At 57.7% G+C, this 21,389-nt stretch carries 26 protein-coding genes; 15 read left to right on the forward strand and 11 right to left on the reverse strand.

What is annotated here, in order from left to right; translation table 11 throughout:
• Positions 1–2 precede the first annotated feature (2 nt).
• Positions 3–416 (reverse strand): Hsp20 family protein, encoded by a 414-nt coding sequence (locus tag AC2FI9_RS16365; protein WP_058280036.1) that lies wholly within the window; start codon positions 414–416, stop codon positions 3–5.
• 164 nt (positions 417–580) lie between these two features.
• Between AC2FI9_RS16365 and AC2FI9_RS16370 the strand changes: the two genes are divergently transcribed.
• From AC2FI9_RS16370 to AC2FI9_RS16385, 4 genes are all read left to right on the forward strand, one after another.
• Positions 581–805 carry a YdcH family protein gene (locus AC2FI9_RS16370; RefSeq protein WP_058275529.1) on the forward strand — a complete coding sequence of 75 codons (225 nt, stop codon included), beginning with the start codon at positions 581–583 and terminating at the stop codon, positions 803–805.
• Between the two features lie 77 nt (positions 806–882).
• Positions 883–1,368 (forward strand): 5-(carboxyamino)imidazole ribonucleotide mutase, encoded by a 486-nt coding sequence (gene purE / locus AC2FI9_RS16375; RefSeq protein WP_496769086.1) that lies wholly within the window; start codon positions 883–885, stop codon positions 1,366–1,368.
• Complete coding sequence (locus tag AC2FI9_RS16380) at positions 1,365–2,123, forward strand: NAD(P)-binding domain-containing protein (protein ID WP_496769088.1); 759 nt, start codon at positions 1,365–1,367, stop codon at positions 2,121–2,123. Before purE ends, AC2FI9_RS16380 begins: the two co-directional genes overlap by 4 nt.
• Positions 2,123–3,190, forward strand: coding sequence for a 5-(carboxyamino)imidazole ribonucleotide synthase (locus AC2FI9_RS16385; protein WP_496769090.1), 1,068 nt, complete (start codon positions 2,123–2,125; stop codon positions 3,188–3,190). The genes AC2FI9_RS16380 and AC2FI9_RS16385 overlap by 1 nt, the downstream gene beginning before the upstream one ends.
• 1 nt (position 3,191) lies before the next feature.
• On the opposite strand, the gene AC2FI9_RS16390 is transcribed toward AC2FI9_RS16385, so the two are convergent.
• The 6 genes from AC2FI9_RS16390 to AC2FI9_RS16415 form a co-directional block, all read right to left on the reverse strand.
• Positions 3,192–4,343: an alpha-D-ribose 1-methylphosphonate 5-triphosphate diphosphatase gene (locus tag AC2FI9_RS16390; protein WP_496724000.1), complete on the reverse strand. Its 1,152-nt coding sequence runs from the start codon at positions 4,341–4,343 to the stop codon at positions 3,192–3,194.
• Positions 4,340–5,113 carry an alpha/beta fold hydrolase gene (locus AC2FI9_RS16395; protein ID WP_496723998.1) on the reverse strand — a complete coding sequence of 258 codons (774 nt, stop codon included), beginning with the start codon at positions 5,111–5,113 and terminating at the stop codon, positions 4,340–4,342. The genes AC2FI9_RS16390 and AC2FI9_RS16395 overlap by 4 nt, the downstream gene beginning before the upstream one ends.
• Positions 5,114–5,151: 38 nt before the next feature.
• Positions 5,152–5,994: a DMT family transporter gene (locus tag AC2FI9_RS16400; protein WP_496769091.1), complete on the reverse strand. Its 843-nt coding sequence runs from the start codon at positions 5,992–5,994 to the stop codon at positions 5,152–5,154.
• 187 nt (positions 5,995–6,181) lie between these two features.
• Positions 6,182–7,825, reverse strand: a complete 1,644-nt coding sequence (gene groL, locus AC2FI9_RS16405; RefSeq protein ID WP_496723994.1) for a chaperonin GroEL — start codon at positions 7,823–7,825, stop codon at positions 6,182–6,184.
• Between the two features lie 54 nt (positions 7,826–7,879).
• The gene (locus AC2FI9_RS16410) at positions 7,880–8,167 is read right to left on the reverse strand and encodes a co-chaperone GroES (protein WP_496723992.1); all 288 of its coding nucleotides are present in this window, start codon (positions 8,165–8,167) and stop codon (positions 7,880–7,882) included.
• 151 nt (positions 8,168–8,318) lie between these two features.
• Positions 8,319–8,993, reverse strand: coding sequence for a DUF2161 domain-containing phosphodiesterase (locus tag AC2FI9_RS16415; protein ID WP_496769093.1), 675 nt, complete (start codon positions 8,991–8,993; stop codon positions 8,319–8,321).
• A 106-nt stretch (positions 8,994–9,099) separates the two neighbouring features.
• Between AC2FI9_RS16415 and AC2FI9_RS16420 the strand changes: the two genes are divergently transcribed.
• The 8 genes from AC2FI9_RS16420 (at position 9,100) to AC2FI9_RS16455 (ending at position 16,403) form a co-directional block, all read left to right on the forward strand.
• Positions 9,100–10,089 (forward strand): TraB/GumN family protein, encoded by a 990-nt coding sequence (locus AC2FI9_RS16420; protein WP_496769095.1) that lies wholly within the window; start codon positions 9,100–9,102, stop codon positions 10,087–10,089.
• Between the two features lie 106 nt (positions 10,090–10,195).
• Positions 10,196–11,116 carry a manganese-dependent inorganic pyrophosphatase gene (locus AC2FI9_RS16425; RefSeq protein WP_496769097.1) on the forward strand — a complete coding sequence of 307 codons (921 nt, stop codon included), beginning with the start codon at positions 10,196–10,198 and terminating at the stop codon, positions 11,114–11,116.
• A 134-nt stretch (positions 11,117–11,250) separates the two neighbouring features.
• Positions 11,251–12,321: a DUF389 domain-containing protein gene (locus tag AC2FI9_RS16430; protein WP_496723984.1), complete on the forward strand. Its 1,071-nt coding sequence runs from the start codon at positions 11,251–11,253 to the stop codon at positions 12,319–12,321.
• Between the two features lie 109 nt (positions 12,322–12,430).
• Complete coding sequence (locus AC2FI9_RS16435) at positions 12,431–13,306, forward strand: TIGR01459 family HAD-type hydrolase (RefSeq protein WP_496723982.1); 876 nt, start codon at positions 12,431–12,433, stop codon at positions 13,304–13,306.
• A gap of 100 nt (positions 13,307–13,406) precedes the next feature.
• Positions 13,407–13,850 (forward strand): MaoC family dehydratase, encoded by a 444-nt coding sequence (locus tag AC2FI9_RS16440; protein WP_058275996.1) that lies wholly within the window; start codon positions 13,407–13,409, stop codon positions 13,848–13,850.
• Positions 13,851–13,966: 116 nt separating this feature from the next.
• On the forward strand, positions 13,967–14,899 hold the full coding sequence (locus AC2FI9_RS16445) for a bifunctional riboflavin kinase/FAD synthetase (RefSeq protein WP_496769099.1): 933 nt from the start codon (positions 13,967–13,969) through the stop codon (positions 14,897–14,899).
• The gene (locus tag AC2FI9_RS16450) at positions 14,896–15,369 is read left to right on the forward strand and encodes a YcgN family cysteine cluster protein (protein ID WP_282118967.1); all 474 of its coding nucleotides are present in this window, start codon (positions 14,896–14,898) and stop codon (positions 15,367–15,369) included. The genes AC2FI9_RS16445 and AC2FI9_RS16450 overlap by 4 nt, the downstream gene beginning before the upstream one ends.
• Positions 15,369–16,403, forward strand: coding sequence for a threonine aldolase family protein (locus AC2FI9_RS16455; RefSeq protein WP_496769101.1), 1,035 nt, complete (start codon positions 15,369–15,371; stop codon positions 16,401–16,403). The genes AC2FI9_RS16450 and AC2FI9_RS16455 overlap by 1 nt, the downstream gene beginning before the upstream one ends.
• Positions 16,404–16,442: 39 nt before the next feature.
• Here AC2FI9_RS16455 and AC2FI9_RS16460 read toward each other — a convergent pair whose 3' ends face one another.
• Both AC2FI9_RS16460 and AC2FI9_RS16465 read right to left on the reverse strand, forming a co-directional pair.
• The gene (locus tag AC2FI9_RS16460) at positions 16,443–17,255 is read right to left on the reverse strand and encodes an alpha/beta fold hydrolase (RefSeq protein WP_496769103.1); all 813 of its coding nucleotides are present in this window, start codon (positions 17,253–17,255) and stop codon (positions 16,443–16,445) included.
• The gene (locus AC2FI9_RS16465; protein WP_496769105.1) at positions 17,252–17,854 is read right to left on the reverse strand and encodes a 2-hydroxychromene-2-carboxylate isomerase; all 603 of its coding nucleotides are present in this window, start codon (positions 17,852–17,854) and stop codon (positions 17,252–17,254) included. Before AC2FI9_RS16465 ends, AC2FI9_RS16460 begins: the two co-directional genes overlap by 4 nt.
• 107 nt (positions 17,855–17,961) lie before the next feature.
• Between AC2FI9_RS16465 and AC2FI9_RS16470 the strand changes: the two genes are divergently transcribed.
• From AC2FI9_RS16470 to AC2FI9_RS16480, 3 genes are all read left to right on the forward strand, one after another.
• Complete coding sequence (locus tag AC2FI9_RS16470; RefSeq protein ID WP_058275513.1) at positions 17,962–18,981, forward strand: ribose-phosphate pyrophosphokinase; 1,020 nt, start codon at positions 17,962–17,964, stop codon at positions 18,979–18,981.
• Between the two features lie 61 nt (positions 18,982–19,042).
• Positions 19,043–19,489 (forward strand): ribose 5-phosphate isomerase B, encoded by a 447-nt coding sequence (gene rpiB / locus AC2FI9_RS16475; RefSeq protein WP_496769107.1) that lies wholly within the window; start codon positions 19,043–19,045, stop codon positions 19,487–19,489.
• A 269-nt stretch (positions 19,490–19,758) separates the two neighbouring features.
• On the forward strand, positions 19,759–20,451 hold the full coding sequence (locus AC2FI9_RS16480) for a hypothetical protein (protein ID WP_496769108.1): 693 nt from the start codon (positions 19,759–19,761) through the stop codon (positions 20,449–20,451).
• Between the two features lie 49 nt (positions 20,452–20,500).
• On the opposite strand, the gene AC2FI9_RS16485 is transcribed toward AC2FI9_RS16480, so the two are convergent.
• Together AC2FI9_RS16485 and AC2FI9_RS16490 are read right to left on the reverse strand one after the other, a co-directional pair.
• Positions 20,501–20,851, reverse strand: coding sequence for an H-type lectin domain-containing protein (locus AC2FI9_RS16485; protein ID WP_282151793.1), 351 nt, complete (start codon positions 20,849–20,851; stop codon positions 20,501–20,503).
• A 116-nt stretch (positions 20,852–20,967) separates the two neighbouring features.
• On the reverse strand, positions 20,968–21,378 hold the full coding sequence (locus AC2FI9_RS16490; protein WP_058276005.1) for a F0F1 ATP synthase subunit epsilon: 411 nt from the start codon (positions 21,376–21,378) through the stop codon (positions 20,968–20,970).
• Positions 21,379–21,389 lie beyond the last annotated feature (11 nt).

Below are 21,389 nucleotides of genomic sequence, written 5' to 3' on the forward strand. Positions count from 1 at the left end.
TCTTACCCCTTCCGTATATTGATTGTCTGAACCACGGTTTCGGGCACGGCGCGGGTCAGATCCACATGCAGCAGACCGTTTTCCATGATCGCCTCGCCCACCTCGACACCGTCCGCCAGCACAAACATGCGCTGAAATTGACGTGCCGCGATGCCGCGATGCAGAAAGATGCGCCCCTCGCTGTCGTCGCGTTGACGGCCCCGGATCACCAGTTGGCGATCCTCGATGGTAATCGACAGGTCCTGTTCCGCAAAACCGGCCACGGCCAGGGTGATGCGATAGGAAAAATCCGAGGTCTGTTCGATGTTATAGGGCGGGTATCCTTCGTTTCCGGCCTTTGCAGACCGTTCCAGAAGGCGTTCCAATTGCTCGAACCCCAAAAGATGCGGGTATGAGCCAAGAGTAAGTTTCGACACGTATTTTCGTCCTTTATTGCCAAAGCGACGTGTGGTGCGGTCCCGTTCTGGCAACCGCGTATGATAGAATATGGGAATATGCAGGGATGTCCACAAGGTCTGGCCGGATAAACCCTGACACACTATCTTGTGTGGAAAGCACCAGAACAACAACCGAGTCGTCCATGAACGCGCCCACTGACATTTCAATGAAAACAGATGAAGTTCTTCGGGTCGAGCTGGAGGTCTTTCGCCGCCAGCACCGCGATCTGGACGAAGCGATCGAGGCGCTGCAGGCCACGGGGACTTCGGATCAGTTGACGATCAAGCGGTTAAAAAAACAGAAACTGCGCCTCAAGGACATCATTCGCCTGATCGAAGACCGCCTGACCCCGGATATCATTGCCTAAAATCCCTGTACCGCATTGCCAGATAGGCCGATTTGGCTATAGTGCGCGCTCTTTCGACGGGCAGAGGCGACAAGCGGATGAGCGATGTAAAAGTGGGGATCATCATGGGCAGCCAGTCGGACTGGCCCACGATGAAAGAGGCCGCGGATATTCTGGATGAACTGGGCATTGCGTATGAAAAGCGCATCGTTTCGGCGCACCGCACCCCCGATCGCCTGTGGGACTATGGTAAAACCGCCGTTCAGCGCGGCCTGGATGTAATTATTGCCGGTGCGGGCGGTGCTGCGCACCTTCCGGGGATGATGGCCTCAAAGACGCGCGTACCGGTGATCGGCGTGCCTGTGCAGACCCGTGTGCTGTCCGGCGTCGATTCGCTATACTCCATCGTACAGATGCCCAAAGGCTTTCCGGTGGCGACGATGGCTATCGGCTCTGCCGGTGGGGCCAATGCCGGGTTGATGGCGGCTGGCATCCTCGCCTTGCAGGACGCAGCACTGGCTGATCGGCTGGATGCCTGGCGCGAAGCTTTGTCTGCTTCTATCCCCGAGGAACCCCAAGGATGAGCCGTATCGGCTTTATCGGAACCGGACATATCGCAGCCCCCATTGCGCGTTTTCTTACGGACAAGGGGCATAGCATCGCCGTTACAGAGCGAAACGCCAAAGTCTCAGCTGAGTTGAAGGTTGAACTGGGCGTAACGGTCACAAACCCACAAGCGGTTATCGACGCATCGGATATCGTTTTTCTTTGCCTGCGCCCTCAGATCGCCCCGGAAGTTTTGGACAAGCTGAGTTTTCGCTCGGATCAGCAAATCGTATCGGTGATGGCAGCTGTATCGGTGGACCAGCTTGCATCCCTGTGCGCTCCGGCGACTGACTTCGTTCAAACAATCCCTTTGGGTTTTTTGCGGCAAGGCGGATGCCCGCTTGCGGCGTTTGGCAACGATGCCTTGCTGGCCGAATTGTTTGAACCCGAAAACCCAGTTGTAAAAGTCGAAACCGAGGTAGCGTTGAACGCACATTTTGCGATCTGCGCGATGGTGCCGGGGATTCTGGACGTTATGGCGACAGGTGCCGAGTGGTTGACCGAGCAAACAGGCGACGCGGATGCCTCGGAGTTCTACACAACACAGCTGCTGTCCGGATTTCTGCAGACGATGCAAACCGGGCAAGCCGGGCGTCTCGCCGAGGAACGGGACGCGCTGGCGACGGATGGAACACTCAGCCTGCAGATGACGCAGGCATTGCATGCGGGCAAAGCACATGATGCGCTGCGCTCGGCCCTGCAAGCGATTGGAAAAAGGTTGGAGACTGATTGATGACGGACATGCTTTCTCCGGGCGCGCGGATTGGAATTCTTGGCGGTGGTCAATTGGGCCGGATGTTGTCCGTCGCGGCAGCTCGGTTGGGCTTTGTAACCCACATCTTTGAGCCGGGTGCCAACCCACCCGCCGGTCAGGTGGCGGATCGTGTGACCACTGCAGCCTATGATGACGCAGCAGCGCTGAAGGCCTTTGCCGAGTCCGTCGATGTCATCACCTATGAATTCGAAAATATCCCGACCGAAGCGCTAGACCTGTTGGAAGCACATTGCCCAATTCATCCGGGGCGCGAAGCACTGCGCGTCAGTCAGGACCGCCTGACCGAAAAGACGTTCCTTGCCGGGTTGGGCTTGAAAACAGCGCCGTTCGCCGACATCACCGATCTGGACTGCCTAAAGGCAGCAATTGACCAGATTGGCACGCCAGCCATCCTGAAAACACGTCGTTTCGGCTATGACGGCAAAGGACAGGCGCGGTTGCGCGGCCCTGAGGATGCCGAGGCCGCACTGGCCGATATGGCAGGCGCGCCCGCAATCCTCGAAGGGTTCGTCAATTTCAGCCACGAGGTATCGGTCATCGCCGCCCGCGGTATCGACGGGCAAGTCGCCTGTTTCGACCCAGGTGAAAACGTGCACCGCGATGGCATCCTGCACACCACCACGGTACCCGCCCGCCTCGCCCCGGCGCAGCGAACCGATGCCGTGCTGTTGGCCGCGAATATCCTGAACGCGCTGGATTACGTCGGTGTCATGGGTGTCGAACTGTTCGTGACACCGCAGGGTTTGATCGTGAATGAAGTTGCGCCAAGGGTGCATAACTCGGGCCACTGGACGCAGAACGGCTGCGCGGTGGATCAGTTTGAGCAGCATATTCGCGCCGTAGCCGGTTGGCCGTTGGGCGACGGTCAACGCCATTCAGACGTGGTTATGGAGAACCTGATAGGCGACGATATGGACCGCGTGCCGGAATTGGCGCGGGAACGCGACGTTGCGCTTCATCTCTATGGCAAGGCTGAAGTCAAACCGGGCCGCAAGATGGCGCATTTCAACCGCATCACGCGGTAACTCAGCCCACGAACCGTGCGGCGATATCACCGGACATGAAACTAACCCGCCCGCCAGCCAGCGTAGCAGCGACGTGGTGGGACCGAGCGTCAAGTATCACTAGGTCTGCGCGTTGACCCGGGGCAAGAGTGCCCCGGTCCTGCAACCCAAGAACCCGTGCCGGACCGGACGAGACCAACGCCCAGGCTCCGGCCAGATCCAACAGACCGGATTTGGCCAGCATCAAAGCCGCTCGCCTGGGACTGGGATAATGGTAATCCGAGGCCAGCGCATCACACAGCCCCATGGTGATCAGATCCAGCGCACTAACGTTGCCCTTGTGCGATCCGCCGCGCACCACGTTGGGTGATCCGAGAATAACGTGGTCCCCAGCAGCCCGAGCGGCCTCAGCCGCCTCTAGCGTTTCGGGAAACTCGGCAATCTGAGCACCTCGCTCCCGCCAATCGGCGCGAGTTTCAGCCGTTGCGTCGTCATGGCTGCCCATACGGACACCCTGCTCGGACAATGCCGCACAGAGCGCGTCCAAGGCTGCGGAAACCTCATCGCCTCGGGCATGCATGGACAGCAACATCTCAAAATGTGCTTCAGGATTACGCCCGGCCTTAAGCGCCTGCCCCGTCAGGCGCGGCGGCTTGCGCCCCTCGGCCAGCCTGTCATGTGGCAGGTGATCGTTGAACACCACGTATGGCACACGCCACGCGGCAATACGTTCAGGCAGGCTCGGATATTCCTCGAGCATGTGGGTTTCGAACCGTAGCTGAGGCAGCAAATCGGTGACGACGCGATCTTTGACCGACGCAATAGCATCGAACACTTGGCCAGCGAATTCAGGGCCGCGTACGCCGCCCTCCCAACTTAGAAACTGGGCCAGGACCGCCGTCGTGATCCCGTTGGCGGCCAGTTCGGCCTCGACCGACAGGATGCCCTCGTCCATCTGCTTCATCGCCCCTCGTCGCGGTGCGATGTGACGCTCGAACCCGTCGCCGTGCAGGTCGATGATGCCGGGCATCACCAGATATCCAGACAGGTCGATTGTCCGTCCCGCCCGGTCCCGTTGCACGGCCCCGTCAGAAATGGACAGATCGGCACGAGTCATGCCCTGATCCGGCAACAGAACCTCTGCGCCGGACAAAGTCAGAGAAAGTGCGGTCATTCAGAGCGCTCCGAGTCCGGTTCCGAGCAATCCTGCCCAATGCAGATTTCATCGATGATTTCCATCACCCCATCCAGCCATGTGATCTGCGGATCAAACTGACCGAACTCGATGAAATGCAGCGCTTGCGCCATCACGCGTGGATTGTTCATCATGAACGTGTGAGTCACCGGTAGGACGATATGATCCGCCATCCCTTCGACCTTGGTCGTTTCAACCGAAACTTTCCCGTCATCCGAGCCATCGATCATCGAAGAAAACAGTGGGTTCAACGAATTCTCCCCGGCGATCACACCAAGTTCGAAATCCACGGGGGGCAGTCGTCGTGGGATACCTTCGGGGCCCGTGCCCAGCGCCAGACCGGCCGGGCCATTCAACATCCCGAACACCTCATACGCGCTAAGTTCGTCCACCAGCTGGCTGCCCTGATTGGGCGGGCCGAGCATGACTACGCGACCCAGGTTTTCCGGATGATTGTCCTGCAGCCAATAACGCAACAGAATACCGCCCATCGAATGCGCGACAACATTGACTTTGTCGTCGCTGCATTCCGCAAATGCACCCGGCAGCGTCTGTGCAGCCAGATCGGGAATTGGCAGGTCGGTAGAGGAATACCCCGGGCGCACGACGGTATAATCATGCGTTTTGAACAACTGTTCCATGACGGTAAAAGACGCTTCGGTCCGTGCCAACCCATGCAGCAGGACCACGCATTTTGCCTGCACAATGGCAGGCACAAAGAACAGAAAGAGGGCAAGCAAATAACGCATAGCCGCCAGATAAGGCCTAACGTCCAGCGAATAAACCCCTACCGCGGCGTCCTGCGCAGAACGGCCAGTGCAATTCCGCCCAATACCAGCCCGGCCCCCATGATCAGGCGCAGGCTGGCGGCCTCGCCCAGCAGGAGGACACCGCCAATAATGGCTATAATCGGAACGCTGAGTTGCACGACGGCCGCCGTTGTGGGCGTCAATTCCCGCAGAACCTGATACCACAGCGCATACCCCATCCCTGATGTGACCGCACCGGCCAACGCGGCCAGCAAGTATCCGTTAGCAGTCATGTGCCACGCCCCTCCTGTCGCCAATAAAACCAGCGTTGTCACTGGCAATGCCACGACGAAATTTGCAGCAGTGCCGGATAAGGCATCCGGTTCGGACTTGCCAACCAGCGAATAGATCGCCCAGCCGATCCCGGCAGCAATCATCAGAGCTGCTCCGACCGGGTTGACCTGTATCGATCCGGACGGCCAAAGCACGTAGCCCAACCCCAGCAACGCGATTGCGGCGCCCGCGATCTGCCGACCAGTGGGCAGAGTGCCTTTCACTGATGTCACAGTGAACATCGTCACCTGCACCACCCCGAACAGGATCAGCGCGCCAAGACCCGCGTCCAGCGTCAGATAGGCGACAGAGAATCCGATCATGTACAGGGACAACGACCCTGCCCCGGCAATCCTGCGCCGGTCAAACAGGGGCAAATGGCCAGCCCTCAGAAGAACCAACCCGGCCAGCACCACTGCACCGGCTAAAACCCGCACCACGGCAAAGGCAGCGGGATCGCTGGCGCCACTATCAATCGCTAGCCGATTAAGTATCGAGTTGGACGCAAAGGCGCACATCGTCAGGCACGTGAGTAGGAACAGTTTCATATCAACCGCATAGCCGGTTTCGGCGCGTTTTGCACACTCACATTCCTGCGGGATGGTCCGCAAAACGAAACGGGGCCGCCCGAAGGCGACCCCGTCCCTAGATACTAAGGCTTCCCTCTCGGCAGCTTGGCCTTACAGCCAAGCGCCTGTCGGGACCGTCAGAATTCGCCGAGGCGAATTCGACGTCTTACATCATGCCGCCCATGCCGCCCATGTCGGGCATGCCGCCGCCAGCAGGCGCGCCGTCTTTGGCAGGCTTGTCAGCAACCATTGCTTCGGTGGTGACCAGCAGGCCAGCAACCGATGCTGCATCTTCCAGCGCAGTGCGGACAACTTTGGCCGGATCGATAACGCCGAACGAGAACATGTCGCCATACTCTTCGGTCTGAGCGTTGAAACCAAAGGCCGCTTCCGAAGATTCGCGAACTTTGCCTGCAACAACTGCGCCGTCGACGCCCGCGTTCTCAGCAATCTGGCGCAGCGGCGCTTCGATGGCTTTACGCACGATATTGATGCCTGCGTCCTGATCAGCGTTTGCGCCTTTCAGAGTGTCCAGTGCTTTACCTGCCTGAACCAGCGAAACGCCACCGCCCACAACAACGCCTTCCTGAACGGCTGCGCGCGTTGCGTTCAGAGCATCGTCAACACGATCCTTACGCTCTTTCACTTCAACTTCGGTCATGCCACCTACGCGGATAACAGCAACACCGCCTGCCAGTTTGGCAACGCGCTCTTGCAGCTTCTCACGGTCGTAGTCCGACGAAGTTTCTTCGATCTGAGTGCGGATCTGAGCAACACGTGCTTCGATCTCGGCTTTCTCGCCAGCACCGTCAACGATGGTGGTTTCGTCTTTGGTGATTTCGATTTTCTTGGCGGTGCCCAGCATATCCATGGTGACGGACTCGAGCTTCATGCCCAGATCTTCACTGATGACCTGACCGCCGGTCAGGATTGCGATGTCCTGCAGCATGGCTTTGCGGCGATCGCCGAAGCCAGGTGCTTTGACAGCAGCAATTTTCAGGCCGCCGCGCAGTTTGTTGACAACCAGAGTTGCCAGCGCTTCGCCTTCAACGTCTTCAGCAATGATCAACAGCGGCTTTTGCGACTGGATCACCTGCTCGAGCAGCGGAACCATCGGCTGCAGCGAGGACAGTTTCTTTTCGTGCAGCAGGATCATGCAGTCGTCGAGATCTGCGATCATCTTGTCAGCATTGGTGACGAAGTAAGGCGACAGGTAGCCACGGTCGAACTGCATACCTTCGACAACATCGGTCTCGGTTTCCAGACCTTTGTTTTCTTCGACGGTGATAACGCCTTCGTTGCCAACCTTCTGCATCGCGTCTGCGATTTGCTGACCGATTTCGGCTTCGCCGTTGGCCGAGATGGTGCCAACCTGAGCGACTTCTGCCGAGTCTTTGACTTCACGCGCCATCTCTTTGATGCCTTCAACGACTTTGGCAGTTGCCAGGTCGATGCCGCGCTTCAGGTCCATCGGGTTCAGGCCCGCTGCAACCTGCTTAAGACCTTCGCGAACGATTGCCTGTGCCAGAACGGTTGCGGTGGTGGTGCCGTCGCCGGCTTCGTCATTGGTGCGGCTGGCGACTTCTTTCACCATCTGCGCGCCCATGTTTTCGAACTTGTCTTCCAGTTCGATTTCCTTGGCAACCGATACACCGTCTTTGGTGATGCGCGGTGCGCCGAAGGATTTGTCCAGAACCACGTTGCGGCCTTTGGGGCCCAGGGTCACTTTGACAGCATCGGCCAGGATGTTCACACCTGACAGCATGCGGTTGCGGGCATCGGTGTCGAACTTGACGTCCTTAGCAGCCATGTTGTTTCTCCTTGAGAAAAATGTTGGAAATGAAGATCAGAGAAGCGTGGGCGCTTACTCGATGATCCCCATGATGTCGCTTTCTTTCATCATCAGCAGCTCTTCGCCGCCGACGTTGACCTCGGTGCCCGACCACTTGCCGAACAGGATCTTGTCGCCAGCTTTTACAGCCATTGCGATCAGTTCGCCGCTGTCCTTGCGCGCGCCTTCACCGGTCGAAACGACTTCGCCTTCGCTGGGCTTTTCTTTTGCGCTTTCGGGAATGATCAACCCGCCTGCGGTTTTTTCATCGCTTTCGGTACGACGAACCAGCACGCGGTCATGAAGCGGTTTCAATGCCATCTTTGCAGCTCCTTGGGCTCAAAGTTTATTATCCTCCCCTCGCCGGCTGGCGAGGCGTTAGCACTCAAGGGTAGAGAGTGATAACGACGCATAGCTAGGGGGTCGGAAACCCCGAGTCAACAAGCTGTGATGGATTTTTTAGTTGCGAGGCTCAGCCGGTCTCTTCCCAGCTATAGGCCCAGTGTTTCAACCCTTCGGCTCCTGTGGTCGACAGCGCATAGACCCCCTTATCGACCTTTTCGAACCACCCGTAGTGATTATCCCGCATCAGGCGCGTGGCCTCGGCGACGCCGGTGGATTGGGCAACTTCCGCCCCCTTTGTCGCTCCGCATTCGGCCAGATGGGCTGCACATTTCAGCGCGTCCTGACGATAGGCCGTCACGATCCCGTGCCGGGTGGCCCCTCCTGCATTGGGATCACCTTCAAGCCGGTCAAATTCACGCAAAAGACGAGCCGCTTTTGCTTTGTTTTTTCGCGGTGCATACGGGCCAGGGTCACATTGCACCTCGACCGCACCGTCAGCACGTACGGTGATCAGACCCAGACCAAGCCTGCGGCACAGCGCCAAATTGTCCTTTAACGCACGCCGCGCGGTTCGCCCCTTGGGTTTGCACACACCGATATAGACCTGGTCAGTCACCCTTAACCGCGTGATTGCCTGATGAAACAGCGCCAATGAGAACCGCAGCTTCAGCTCAACAATCACCGGCTCATCGCCATCCCGAACAGCGACGATATCGGCAGCGCCGACTTCGCCTTTGACGGTATAGCCCTGACGCTCGAACAGCGCCTTGATCGGCGGGTATAGATCCTGCTCACGGTCCATTCCGCCATGCTATGCAAATTTGCCGCGAACGCCAGCCATCACCTGCATCTGGCTTGAATACATTGCTGCGTAAAGGCAATGTCGCGGTCACACTGAAGATTCCGAGATGATCCTTATGCGCTTGTTTGCACCTCTGCTGTTCCTATTCCTGCCCGCCGCCGTACAGGCCGCATGCGAAGGGAATGATCTGAGGCCGGGACTTAGCCCCGCGGTAAAGTCCGAACTGCAACAGACAGTGGCCGATATCCCGTTTGCCGAGGGCAATCACTGGATCGCGTCCAAGGGTGACACGATCCTGCACCTTGTTGGTACGTTGCATGCCAATGACGCACGTATGGACGCAGTGGTCGAACGGCTAACGCCGACCCTCGGCGATGCGGACGCGTTTTATTTCGAGGTCACGCGGGAAGAAATGGACGCGTTCGAAAAAGACCTGGCCAAGGACATGAGCCCGGTGATGATCACCTCGGGACCCAGTCTGATTGATCTGATGTCCGAGGAAGACTGGTCCGCCCTGTCGATCGGGCTGTCCGAACGCGGTATCCCCGGCTGGATGGCAGCCAAAATGCGGCCCTGGTTTCTGAGCATGATGCTGGGCGTCCCTCCATGTATGATGCAGGACCCCAGTGCGAACCACGGGATGGACGCCCGTCTGGACCAGTTGGCTGACGAGTTGGGTATCCCCAAACGCTCGCTAGAACAGATTGCCGATCTTATGAGTATGTTCGACAGCCACCCCATCGAAAAGCAGGTTCAGTCCCTTGTGCGGATGGCCGGTGCCATGGGCGGTAGCGAGGATCAACTGGCGACGATGGCCAACGCCTACCTGGAAGAGAAACATGTCGAAATCATCCAGCTCGCCCGTCTTCAGGGATTGGAAGACTCGGGCCTGTCGCCCGAAGTATTCGACGAGGAATGGAATGATTTCGAGCAAAAACTCCTGGTCGAGCGCAACAGCAACTGGATGCAGAAAATTCTGAACATTCAGGACCAAAACGTCGTGATCGCGGTCGGTGCCGGGCATCTTGGGGGCGACTACGGGCTGCTGAACCAATTACAACAGGCCGGGTACACCCTGACCCGCGCCCCGTTCTGACCAACCTCGATTTCAGACCAACCGTCGCAGCGTAAACACTGTCGGGTGACAACCCCGGCGGACCGCCCTATAAGGCGCGCAAAATGATCACCCTCAGGACGCTGACATGACAACGCTCGTATTTGGACATAAATCCCCCGACACCGACTCCACAGGCTCACCTATCCTGTGGTCATGGTACCTGAACGAAATCAAAGGCGAACAGGCCGAGCCAGTTCTGCTGGGCGAACCCAACACCGAAGCGGCATTCCTGCTGCAGCGCTGGGACCTGCCCAAGCCGCGCATCATCGAAGACGTGGCCGAGGGCACGCCGGTTGTCATCGTGGACACCAACAACCCGGCCGAGCTGCCAGCCAGCGTAAACAGCGCGGACATCCGGGCAATCATCGACCACCACAAGCTGGTTGGTGGCCTGGAAACCAAAGGCCCGATCGACATCACCGTGCGCCCGCTGGCTTGCACCGCGACCATCATGATGGACCTGATCGGTGATGACGCCGCTACGATGCCCGACGCCATCAAAGCCGCCGCACTGACCTGCATCCTGTCGGATACGCTGGAATTCCGCTCTCCCACCACCACCGCACATGACCGCGCAGTGGCCGAGAATCTAGCCGCTGATCTGGGTCTGGACGTCGCGACCTATGCCGCGGAAATGTTCGCGGCCAAATCGGATGTCTCGTCCTTCTCGGACGCCGAACTGATCCGCATGGACAGCAAGGAATATGAGGTCGACGGCACCAAGTTCCGCGTTTCGGTTCTGGAAACCACCGCACCGGGCGTTGTACTGGACCGCAAGGCCAGCCTGGCGGGTTCGATGGCTGACGTAGCCAAGGAAGACGGCGTTGATCAGGTTCTGCTGTTCGTGGTCGATATCCTGAACGAAGAGGCCACTCTGTTGGTACCCAACGATCTGGTCAAGGGCGTCGCAGAAAAGAGCTTTGGCGCAAGCGTGGATGGCGATGCCGTGGTCCTGCCCGGTATCATGAGCCGCAAAAAGCAGATCATCCCGAACCTCAAGGTTTGACGCGGACAAACATCCCAACCGAAAGGCGCCCCACCCGGGCGCCTTTTTTCTTTGCTACTAATGTTTTGCGCGAATGGCATCCGTTGGTAGTCTGACATCAATAGCCAGACAGCGAATTGGGTCAGACGACGTTCATGAGTTCCCGCAAGTTCAGCACCACACGCGACATCCTGAGATTTGAAGGCAAGGACAAATCTGCCTATTGGCGACGGTTTGCCATGCTTCTGACCTTATCCGTGGTGATCGCCACGATGGGCATGCTACGCGACTCTGGCGCGGTGGTCATTGCCGCAATGCTTGTTGCGCCATTGATGACCCCGATCCTTGGGGTTGCGGCGGCGATGGTGATGGGATGGCTGGGTCGCGCGTTCAAACTGGCTTTGATTGTCTGCGGTGCCGCGGTAATCAGCGTCTTGCTGGCGTGGCTTCTTGTCTATGTCGCAGACGTCCCGCGCGGCATTCTGATCCCCGATCAGGTTCTCGCCAGAACGGATCCGGGCACCGAGGATCTGATCGTTGCCCTCGCCGCCGGAGTGGCCGCAGCTTACGTTCAAATCAACCGGTCCGAGGCCAGCCTGCTTCCCGGTGCAGCCATCGGCGTGTCCTTGGTGCCACCTCTGTCTGCATCGGGTGTTTTGCTGTATTTCGACGAGCCCGCCGAGGCCTATGAGGCCGGCCTGCTGTTTGCCACCAACCTTGGAGCAATCATTCTGTCGGCCTGCGCGGTTTACATCGTATATGCGGCGCGCGCGGTGGTGTTTAGCAAGGGTCGGCGCAAGCTGAACTTCACCGCAAGCGTGGTGGTGACACTGGCATTCCTGGCCTTCGTTGTCCTTCAACTGGGAAAGTCGACCTACAACCGTTACCTCGAAACCCGGACCGAGGCGCAGTTGGCGCAAACGATCCGGGACTGGGCCGATCCGGTGTCGGTCGAGATCATCCGCGTGGACGTGAATGCCAAACGTAAACACGCCGATATTTGGCTGATCGTGGACCTTCCGATTGAAGCGGCTTACAAAGTATCCTCGATCGCCGGTTTGCTGCCCGAGGCCCTGCGTGACACGCCTTTGGTCGACGTACTTCAGAAAGAACTGGGGCCGGGTTTTCTGGTCGTAGTGCGTTTCCAGAACAGGATCGGCGCACAGATCATATTGGGCACCGAAAACGTCCAACAAGCACCCGATGTCGAAGAAATCGTCGAATGACGCGATCAGACACACCGTGTTCGACCAGCAATTGATATTGCGGGATGGCCAAGAGGTGAAAGCTTTGCCATAGCTGTCACAACTCAGAATTTCAGGTCCCGAGGCTCCCATGACCCAGATCATCCACACGCTTTCCGAGATTTCAGGCCGCTACAAGTCACTGTTCGTTGACCTGTGGGGATGCGTTCACAACGGCATCACTGCCTATCCCGATGCGGTCGCGGCTTTGCAAAACTACCGGGCGCAAGGCGGGATCGTTGTGCTGGTCACCAACTCACCCAAACCGCGTGCTGGCGTGGCTGAGCAGCTTGGGCAGTTCAATGTCCCCGCAGATGCCTATGACACCATTGCCACCAGCGGGGACTCGGCCCGGTCCGCTATGTTCCGTGGGGCGGTTGGTGAAAAAGTCTATTTCATGGGGGAATGGGAACGCGACGCGGGATTCTTTGAGCCGCTGAAAATACTACACCATCCGATCCACATCGAACGTGTCCCGCTGGATGAGGCCGAAGGGATCGTCTGCTGCGGGCCGTTCGACCCAATGGCGGATCCGGCGGTCAATCGCGCCGATTTCCTCTATGCCAAGCAGAAAGGCATGAAGCTGCTCTGCGCCAACCCCGACATCGTTGTCGACCGGGGCGAGATACGCGAATGGTGCGCGGGTGCGTTGGCGAAGCTGTATACCGAGATGGGAGGCGAGAGCCTGTATTTCGGAAAACCCCACCCGCCGATCTATGATCTTGCGCGGCGCAGGCTGCAGGAATTGGGTCATGACATCCCTGATGGCGACATTCTTGTGATCGGCGACGGCCCGCATACGGACATTCTGGGTGGTATGGGCGAAGGGATTGATTCTCTGTTCATCTCGGGTGGTTTGGCCGCAGCGGAAACAAAAACTGAGCATCATCCGCACCATGAATCCCTAAGTGATTATATTGCAAAGGAAAACATTAATCCTACCTACACAATCGGTCGATTGAGGTAGTCAGAAAAGACTTGATTTTCTGCAGTTGCGAAGTAATAAAGTTGCCAAACGGGGGCGACTTGAGTTGTTTTGTTGCCCATTGAACTCGAGTGAGGGCGACATGTTGGATAATCTTCCACGCGGCACGATCTGTATTGAAGACATCGAGATGGGCATGACCCGCCACCTGCGCAAAGTGGTGACGGACGAAGATATCGAGATGTTCGCGCAGGTTTCGACGGACCGGAATCCGGTACACCTGGACGACGACTATGCCCGCGACACGATCTTCGAAGGTCGTATCGCCCACGGCATGTTGACGGCGGGCCTGATCTCAGCCGTGATCGGCGAGCAGCTGCCGGGCCACGGCACCGTGTATATGGGGCAGTCGCTCAAATTTCTGGCTCCAGTGCGCCCCGGAGATATGGTCTATGCCGAGGTCAAAGTGATCGATATTGATTTTGCCAAGCGTCGCGTGAAACTGGATTGTCACTGTGCGGTCGACGGCAAAAAGGTGCTGGTAGGCGAAGCCATGGTTTTGGCCCCTTCGCGCAAGTTCGACTGACGATTCGATACCTTTTTCCTTTTGAAGGGCACTGGGAACGGTGCCCTTTTTTGTTGCGCGGCATTTGTACCAATCAGGTGCTTGAACCCGGTCACCAGTCCCGCTAGGCAAGCTACATGCAGATCATCCGTGATTTCCAGTTTGTCGAGCCAGAAGACCGCGGTGCCAGTGTGGCAATCGGGAACTTTGATGGCGTGCATGTGGGCCATCAGTCGGTGATTGAACTTGCACAAAGCGTGGCCCCGGATGCTCCGCTTGGTGTTCTGACGTTCGAGCCTCACCCTCGCGAGTACTTTGCACCCGATGCCCCACCTTTTCGTCTGATGCGCGGAAACGCACGTGCGCACCGGTTGGAGAAACTGGGTGTACAAAAGCTGTACGAATTGCCGTTCAATGCAGCGCTTGCCGGTCTGACGCCCGAAGGCTTTGCCCGCAATGTCATCTGCGAGGGACTTGGTCTATCGCACGTCGTGGTCGGCGCGGATTTCTGTTTCGGCAAAGGGCGCAGTGGGACCGCCAAAGATATGGCCCGGTTCGGGCAAGAAATGGGGTTTGGCGTCACCATTGCACCGCTGATGGAACGGTCTGACGATGTGGTATCCTCGACTGGTATCCGCACCGCGCTGACCGATGGCCGCCCCCGCGACGCCGCGGCAATGCTAGGCCATTGGCACCGCGTCGAGGGCGAAGTAATCGGCGGTGAACAACGCGGGCGCGAGCTTGGGTTCCCTACCGCGAATATGTCCATCGAAGGGTTGCACCCACCAAAGTTTGGCGTCTATGCGGTGCTGGTCGATGTGCTCGACGGACCTCATCAGGGCAGCTATCACGGCGCATCCTCTGTCGGCGTACGGCCTATGTTCAACGGAGAGGTTCCGAATATCGAGACCTTCCTGTTCGATTTCTCAGGCGATCTGTACGGTTCGACTCTGTCCGTCGGCCTGGTCGAATACCTGCGCCCCGAGATGACGTTTGACGGGCTGGATGCCCTGATCGCGCAGATGGATGCCGATTGTGACAAGGCGCGCATCCTGCTGGCCGCGCTATGACCACCGATCCGATCAATCGCAAAGGCCTTGGCCCGCGGTTCTGGGAACGCAAACCCCTAACCAAGATGAACCAGCGCGAATGGGAAGCCTTGTGCGACGGCTGCGGCAAATGCTGCCTGAACAAGCTTGAGGATGAGGACACCGGCGAGGTCGCCCTGACCTGCGTCGCCTGCCGTCTGCTGGACGATGAGACCTGCCGCTGCACGCAATACGACATCCGCCACCAATTCGTCCCGGAATGCATCGTGATGAAGCCCAACAACATCGACGATCACGCCTATTGGCTGCCCCAAACCTGCGCCTATCGGCTGCTGTGGGAAGGGAAACCACTTTACGAATGGCATCCCCTGATATCAGGTACACCGGACAGCGTGCACGCAGCTGGCATGTCAGTTCAGGGGCGCACGGTATCCGAATTCGAAACCCCCTTGGAAGAGTGGGAAGACTATATCATTGAGGAACCCAGCTGATGTATTTCGCCTCTGACAATTCCGGTCCGGTTCACCCGCGGGTTATGGCCGCATTGAACGAAGCCAATCAGGGCTATCAAATGGCCTATGGCGCGGACACCCTGATGAACGAAGTGCGCGATCGTATTCGCGGAATCTTCGAAGCGCCAGGGGCCGCAGTTTATCTGGTAGCCACCGGGACAGCCGCGAATTCGCTGGCTCTGGCGACACTCTCAAACCCATGGGAAACCGTGTTCTGTTCACCCGTCGCGCATATCCACGAGGATGAATGCAACGCGCCCGAGTTCTATAGCGGCGCAAAGCTGACACTGGTGCCGGGCGGCGACAAGATGGAGCCCGCAGCGCTGCGTCGCTCGATTTTGGCCGAAGAAACACGTGGCGTGCACGGTCCCCAGCGTGGGCCCGTGTCGATCACTCAGGTGACAGAGCGTGGCTCGGTATACTCACTGGCCGAATTGCAGGCGCTTTGCAGTATCGCCAAGGAATACGACCTGCCAGTTCATCTGGATGGTGCCCGGTTCACCAACGCGTTGGTCGCGCTCAATTGCTCGCCTGCTGAGATGACGTGGAAAGCGGGCGTCGATGCGGTCAGCTTTGGCGGCACCAAGAACGGGTTGATGGGTGTCGAAGCGGTAGTTTTCTTTGACGAATCCAGGGCCTGGGAATTCGAACTGCGGCGCAAGCGTGGTGCGCATCTGTTCTCCAAGCATCGTTACTTGTCCGCCCAGATGGCCGCATATCTGAACGATGATCTGTGGCTGCAGATGGCGCGACAAGCCAACGCCAACTGCGCGCATCTGGCCGACGGTCTACGCGGCAAAGGCGCAACCTTTCTACATGAGCCGCAAGCCAATATGATCTTTGCGCAGTTTTCGCGCGCGCGTCACAAGCAGTTGCACAAAGCGGGTGCGGTCTATCATCTGTGGGGCGCAGAACTGGACGGTGCGGATGACGACGAGATCCTGGCCTGTCGACTGGTCTGCGACTGGTCGATCAACTCGGACGAAATCGACCGGTTCATCGGCTTGTTGTGATTTCAGGGATTAGGGGCGTCATCCTGTCCACAACATGGTTCAGGATAGACCACCCCAAAACTTTCGAATGACGGCAGCCGTCTGATCCGGGTGAGTGATTGGGACCATGTGGTCAGCACCCGAAACAACGCCCGTTCCGGCATTGGGAAGCCGCCGGGCAAGACCTTCTCCGATCGCGGGCATAACGGGGTGCGTCTCAGACCCGCTCAGGATCAGAACCGGCATAGATGCGCGGTCGAGAACGCCAGGGTTCAGCATCCCCTTCTGATCAAGGAACAAAGCGTCATCAACGGCGGGCACAACGTGAATACCACGGATCATTCCCGCGCGTGTCCGCTCTGGCAATTCGGGCCATCGTGGGCCGTCCTGTGCGCCCCACATCCGGTTGAACAAACGGGCGGCCTGCTCAAAATTTCCGGCCGCGAGCGCATCAGAGACAGGTTTCGCCTCTTCATCATGTTGCCGCACCAAATCGGGCGTGTCCTGAATCGCAACCGCAAAGAACACAGGCTCGATCAGGACCGCACTGCGGACCAGGTCCGGAAATTCGACAGCCAACCGAAGGGCAAGCATTCCACCGAAGGAATGCCCAATCACGTCCATCGGTTCGGTCAGATGCGCGGCCGACAGTTGGATCACTTGGTCAAAGAAATCCCCTCTCCCGTCCCAATCGGAACTGCGGCCATGGGACGGCATGTCGGGGGCCGTAAATGTCGCCTCGCCCTCTAGAGCCGTCGCCAGCCCCGACCACGCCCCGGAATGCGCGATTGTGCAGTGCAGGGCGAGCACCTCGCGCGCGCCCTGCCCCAACGTTCTGACAAAAGTGTTGTCTGCCAGGGGGGTGTCCCTCACCCCTTCAGTTCCGACAAATGACGATCCAGATCATCCAGCCGGTCCTGCCCCCAGAACCGCTGATCATCTTCGGTAATATAAAACGGCGCGCCAAATACACCGCGGTCCACGGCCTCTTCTAGATTGGCGGCATAAGTTTCCGCGCCCACCAGAAGGCCGCTGTCCGCCAGCCCTGGATCAAAACCGGCCTGCGTTAGGCAATCGCGGATCACATCATCCTGCGCGATGTCTTTCTCCTCGGCCCAACAGGCCCGCACGAAGGAATGCGCAAGTTTGCCAACATCCCCTGACCCGTCCTTGATCGCAGCGATGATCGCATAGGATGACGGCGCCGCATTGGTCGGCCAATGCGCGGGCTGTAGATTGAATTCCATACCAAGTTGCTTGGACTGTCGCTGTAGTTCCTGCGTCCGATATTCGATGCGAGAGATGTGGCGGTCTTTGGGAGGAGTGCCCCCCGTACGCCCAAACAGAGCGACAATATCCAGCGGTTTGTAGTTGATCGTCGCGCCATGTTTCGCCGCCACCTCTTCCAACCGCATACCTGCAAGGTAGGTATAGGGCGAGAGTGTCGCAAAATAGTAGTCAATCTGGGTCATCTGCACTTTCTCCGCTGCGTTATCTTTGCTGGACGTTAGACCCGTGCTAAGCGGTGTCAACATCACGAATCTGTCACATTGCCATTGCTGCCCGGGGACCTCAGCCGATGCCGACACTCAACGAACCCAAGCTTATCGCTGGGAACGCCAACCTTCCTCTTGCCGAATCCATCTCGCGACGCATGAGCCTGTATCGCGGCGTCGATCAGAATCTTGTCGATGCGCGGGTCGAGCGCTTCAATGACGGCGAGATTTTCGTCGAAGTTTTCGAAAACGTGCGCGGCGAGGATATGTTCATTGTCCAACCGACGTCGAATCCGGCGAATGACAACCTGATGGAGCTGCTGATCATCGCTGACGCGCTGCGTCGGTCTTCCGCACAGCGTATCACCGCCGTGATCCCTTATTTTGGTTACGCCCGTCAGGACCGCCGCACCAAGGCGCGGACGCCAATCAGCGCCAAGTTGGTGGCCAACATGCTGACCGGTGCAGGGATCGAGCGGATCCTGACCATGGACCTGCACGCAGCACAGATTCAGGGGTTCTTCGACATGCCTGTCGACAACCTTTATGCGTCGCCGATTTTTGCGCTGGATGTGAAACACCAGTTCCAGGACAATCTGGACGAGCTTATGGTCGTATCACCTGACGTTGGCGGCGTTGCCCGCGCGCGGGAATTGGCCAAGCGCATCAACGCCCCCCTGTCGATCGTGGACAAGCGCCGCGAAAAGGCGGGCGAAGTGGCCGAGATGACAGTGATTGGTGACGTCAAAGACAAGATCTGCCTGATCGTCGACGACATGTGCGACACCGCCGGTACGCTATGCAAGGCCGCTCAGGTCCTGCTGGATAACGGCGCGAAAGAGGTTCATTCGTACATCACCCACGGTGTCATGAGCGGCCCGGCGGTCGAACGTGTGACGAATTCGGTGATGAAATCTCTGGTGCTGACCGACACGATCCAGCCTACCAAAGAGATCACCAACGCCAAGAACATCCGCATCGTGCCGACCGCGCCTATTTTCACTCAGGCGATCCTGAACATCTGGAACGGAACAAGCGTGTCTTCATTGTTCGAGGACAAGACACTGACACCGATCTACGAGTCGATGTATCACATGGACTGACCGAGTTGGGCGGCGTTAAAGCCGCCCTTTTTTTGTCAACACAACAAGGCAGGACGTACCCGTGACAGCCTCAAAACGCATTGTTCTTTCCAGCGACCACGCGGCCATCGAGTTGCGCCAGGCGGTTGCCGACCACATCGCAGCGCAAGGGTGGGAGGTCGTCGATATCGGTCCCAAGACTCCTGAAAGCACACACTACCCTATCCACGGAAAAGCGGCGGCTCAGGCTGTTGCTGCTGGTGATTGCCACCTTGGGATCGTCCTATGTGGTACTGGTCAGGGGATCATGATGGCGGCCAACAAGGTTCCGGGCATTCGCTGTGGCGTATGTTCTGACGCCTTCTCGGCCCGCATGATCCGCGCGCACAACAACGCCAACATGCTGTCGATCGGCGCGCGTGTCGTGGGCGAAGGTCAGGCCCTTGATATCGTGGATGCGTTTCTGGAGGCCAAGTTCGAAGGCGGGCGTCACGCAACCCGTGTGGACATGATCGAAGAAAACGATTGATAGGGTTCAAGTCCATAGACCTTTCGAAGCGAAACTAAGTGCAAAAAAACGCTTGTTCACGGCACTGATGAAAACACATTACGCCCACCACCTTAGGGATCGGGCAGGTGGTTGAGGGGACCCGCCTGTCCTCGTCACACCCCCATTTTCGATGTATTTCAACGCTTGCTCCCGCTGGAAAACCTTTCACAAGAGAGGCCACCCGACCAATTGTCACCACATTCTCGCGGCAAGTTGCAGTTTATTGCGAAACCAAAAGAAATCACCTTATGTCAAACGCCAATTTTCACGATCGCATACAACGCATCAACGCCAAATCCCAACAACCTCGGGCAACGTTGTATGGCGGGTCACAAACCGCCCCGTCACAGTTAAAAAAGAAACCGAACCTAGCTGTTGTGTTTGCCGGTTCTCTCTTAATGTGCATGGGACTATATATTATCAAGGACCTAAACGAAGAATACGAAGTGCTTCGCGATAGCAATGGCCTAGGGTTCATAACTGCGTTTGCTCTGAGTGGCTTGGTTTTTCTTCTAGCGGGTTGCTTCATCCTCTTTCGCGCTTTTTTGAGCAAACGAAGTTCCCGCAATGGCACTGCGCTTCAAAGTTCAGAGAACGGTGAACCCCAAATCCTAAGAGCATCAGGCAAGGCGCAAACACTAAGCTCGGTTTTCGGCCTCATACTCGGTGTTGGTGCATGCGTTTGCTTTTTATCAGGGGTGATGGCTACAAGAGTTGCAACTGAGACCGCGTTTGAGGTCTTTCAGAGTACTTTAGTGGTTTCGATTTCTTTGCTTGTTTCTTCGATACTCATCGGACTCGTTGGCGTATTTCTGCGTGGATATGCGCTTGGCCGAGTTCCGGTGTATTTTGCAATCGGCGCATTGGCGACCTTTTCGATAGTCCTTTTTACAGGATTGCCCGAGCAGTTAATGGAGTACTTCTATTCCGCTTTGCAGTAACTACGAGCGAATGGAAACAGAGGTGGTGCCAAATGATTGACCCTCAGTATTAAGAGATATTCCAATCGTCGTCATGGGCCACCTCTCCGATTGCGGTCCATGTGACCCGTATCCGGGCGATCCGTGTATCGGACCATGTGCGGAAAACGGCGCTAAAGCCCTCTGGTGTGATGTCTTCAGCCGTGACTTCGGCGCGCAGAGCGGAAGATGTATCCACATCCCACAAAGAGACACCGATCTGAACCACCGGATTGGATCGGAACGGTTGGTTGAAAACAACACTCGACCGCCTCTGGCGCGGTCCTTCGCCCGTCCACATTTCGCCACCATCGGCGAATTCGGAAAAAATAACTGCCTCGCCTTGGTCAATACCAATTGGATGGGTTCGAAACGTCTTCATTGATTTGTCTTTATCTATGTAATTCCGGACCTTAACCCGTCGCATTGATGAAATCACGATAAAAAAACGGCCCCGTGTTTACGGGGCCGTTTCTAACTGTCGGAATGCGATGAGCCTTATAGGCTCATATGCGTTCCAAGGGCTTCCATGTCGGCCAGCAGTTTGGCAGCGTCATCGACAATTGTCTGATCATCGCCTGCCTTGGCTGCTTCGTGCGAAGCACGCGCCTCGGCGACCAGATCGTCCAGATGCGACCGTGTCACTTCGGCGACCGGAATGGCTTTTTCGGCCAGAACCGACAGGCCATCGCCATTGATCTGAGCAAACCCGCCGGTGACCAGGTATTCACTGGACCCTTCGGGTGCCTCGACCTTCAGGATGCCCGGGCGCAGCGTCGTGATGGTGGGGGCATGATCAGGCATTGCCGTCATGTCCCCGTCCGCGCCGGGAAGCTGGACCGCGGTCGCGCTGAGCGAAGCAAGGCTCCGCTCGGGGCTGACGAGGTCAAATTGCATCGTGTTTGCCATCAGGTGTGCTC

This window comes from Ruegeria sp. CDSA246, assembly GCF_059611225.1.

Coding starts and splice junctions, on each gene's coding strand:
- AC2FI9_RS16420 (WP_496769095.1), top strand. CDS start 9,100: ATGATCCTTATGCGCTTGTTTGCACCTCTGCTGTTCCTATTCCTGCCC.
- AC2FI9_RS16425 (WP_496769097.1), top strand. CDS start 10,196: ATGACAACGCTCGTATTTGGACATAAATCCCCCGACACCGACTCCACA.
- AC2FI9_RS16465 (WP_496769105.1), bottom strand. CDS start 17,854: ATGACCCAGATTGACTACTATTTTGCGACACTCTCGCCCTATACCTAC.
- AC2FI9_RS16480 (WP_496769108.1), top strand. CDS start 19,759: ATGTCAAACGCCAATTTTCACGATCGCATACAACGCATCAACGCCAAA.
- AC2FI9_RS16440 (WP_058275996.1), top strand. CDS start 13,407: ATGTTGGATAATCTTCCACGCGGCACGATCTGTATTGAAGACATCGAG.
- AC2FI9_RS16435 (WP_496723982.1), top strand. CDS start 12,431: ATGACCCAGATCATCCACACGCTTTCCGAGATTTCAGGCCGCTACAAG.
- AC2FI9_RS16395 (WP_496723998.1), bottom strand. CDS start 5,113: ATGCGTTATTTGCTTGCCCTCTTTCTGTTCTTTGTGCCTGCCATTGTG.
- AC2FI9_RS16450 (WP_282118967.1), top strand. CDS start 14,896: ATGACCACCGATCCGATCAATCGCAAAGGCCTTGGCCCGCGGTTCTGG.
- AC2FI9_RS16385 (WP_496769090.1), top strand. CDS start 2,123: ATGACGGACATGCTTTCTCCGGGCGCGCGGATTGGAATTCTTGGCGGT.
- AC2FI9_RS16455 (WP_496769101.1), top strand. CDS start 15,369: ATGTATTTCGCCTCTGACAATTCCGGTCCGGTTCACCCGCGGGTTATG.
- AC2FI9_RS16490 (WP_058276005.1), bottom strand. CDS start 21,378: ATGGCAAACACGATGCAATTTGACCTCGTCAGCCCCGAGCGGAGCCTT.
- AC2FI9_RS16410 (WP_496723992.1), bottom strand. CDS start 8,167: ATGGCATTGAAACCGCTTCATGACCGCGTGCTGGTTCGTCGTACCGAA.
- AC2FI9_RS16390 (WP_496724000.1), bottom strand. CDS start 4,343: ATGACCGCACTTTCTCTGACTTTGTCCGGCGCAGAGGTTCTGTTGCCG.
- AC2FI9_RS16380 (WP_496769088.1), top strand. CDS start 1,365: ATGAGCCGTATCGGCTTTATCGGAACCGGACATATCGCAGCCCCCATT.
- AC2FI9_RS16370 (WP_058275529.1), top strand. CDS start 581: ATGAACGCGCCCACTGACATTTCAATGAAAACAGATGAAGTTCTTCGG.
- AC2FI9_RS16470 (WP_058275513.1), top strand. CDS start 17,962: ATGCCGACACTCAACGAACCCAAGCTTATCGCTGGGAACGCCAACCTT.
- AC2FI9_RS16415 (WP_496769093.1), bottom strand. CDS start 8,993: ATGGACCGTGAGCAGGATCTATACCCGCCGATCAAGGCGCTGTTCGAG.
- AC2FI9_RS16430 (WP_496723984.1), top strand. CDS start 11,251: ATGAGTTCCCGCAAGTTCAGCACCACACGCGACATCCTGAGATTTGAA.
- purE (WP_496769086.1), top strand. CDS start 883: ATGAGCGATGTAAAAGTGGGGATCATCATGGGCAGCCAGTCGGACTGG.
- AC2FI9_RS16445 (WP_496769099.1), top strand. CDS start 13,967: ATGCAGATCATCCGTGATTTCCAGTTTGTCGAGCCAGAAGACCGCGGT.
- AC2FI9_RS16485 (WP_282151793.1), bottom strand. CDS start 20,851: ATGAAGACGTTTCGAACCCATCCAATTGGTATTGACCAAGGCGAGGCA.
- groL (WP_496723994.1), bottom strand. CDS start 7,825: ATGGCTGCTAAGGACGTCAAGTTCGACACCGATGCCCGCAACCGCATG.
- AC2FI9_RS16400 (WP_496769091.1), bottom strand. CDS start 5,994: ATGAAACTGTTCCTACTCACGTGCCTGACGATGTGCGCCTTTGCGTCC.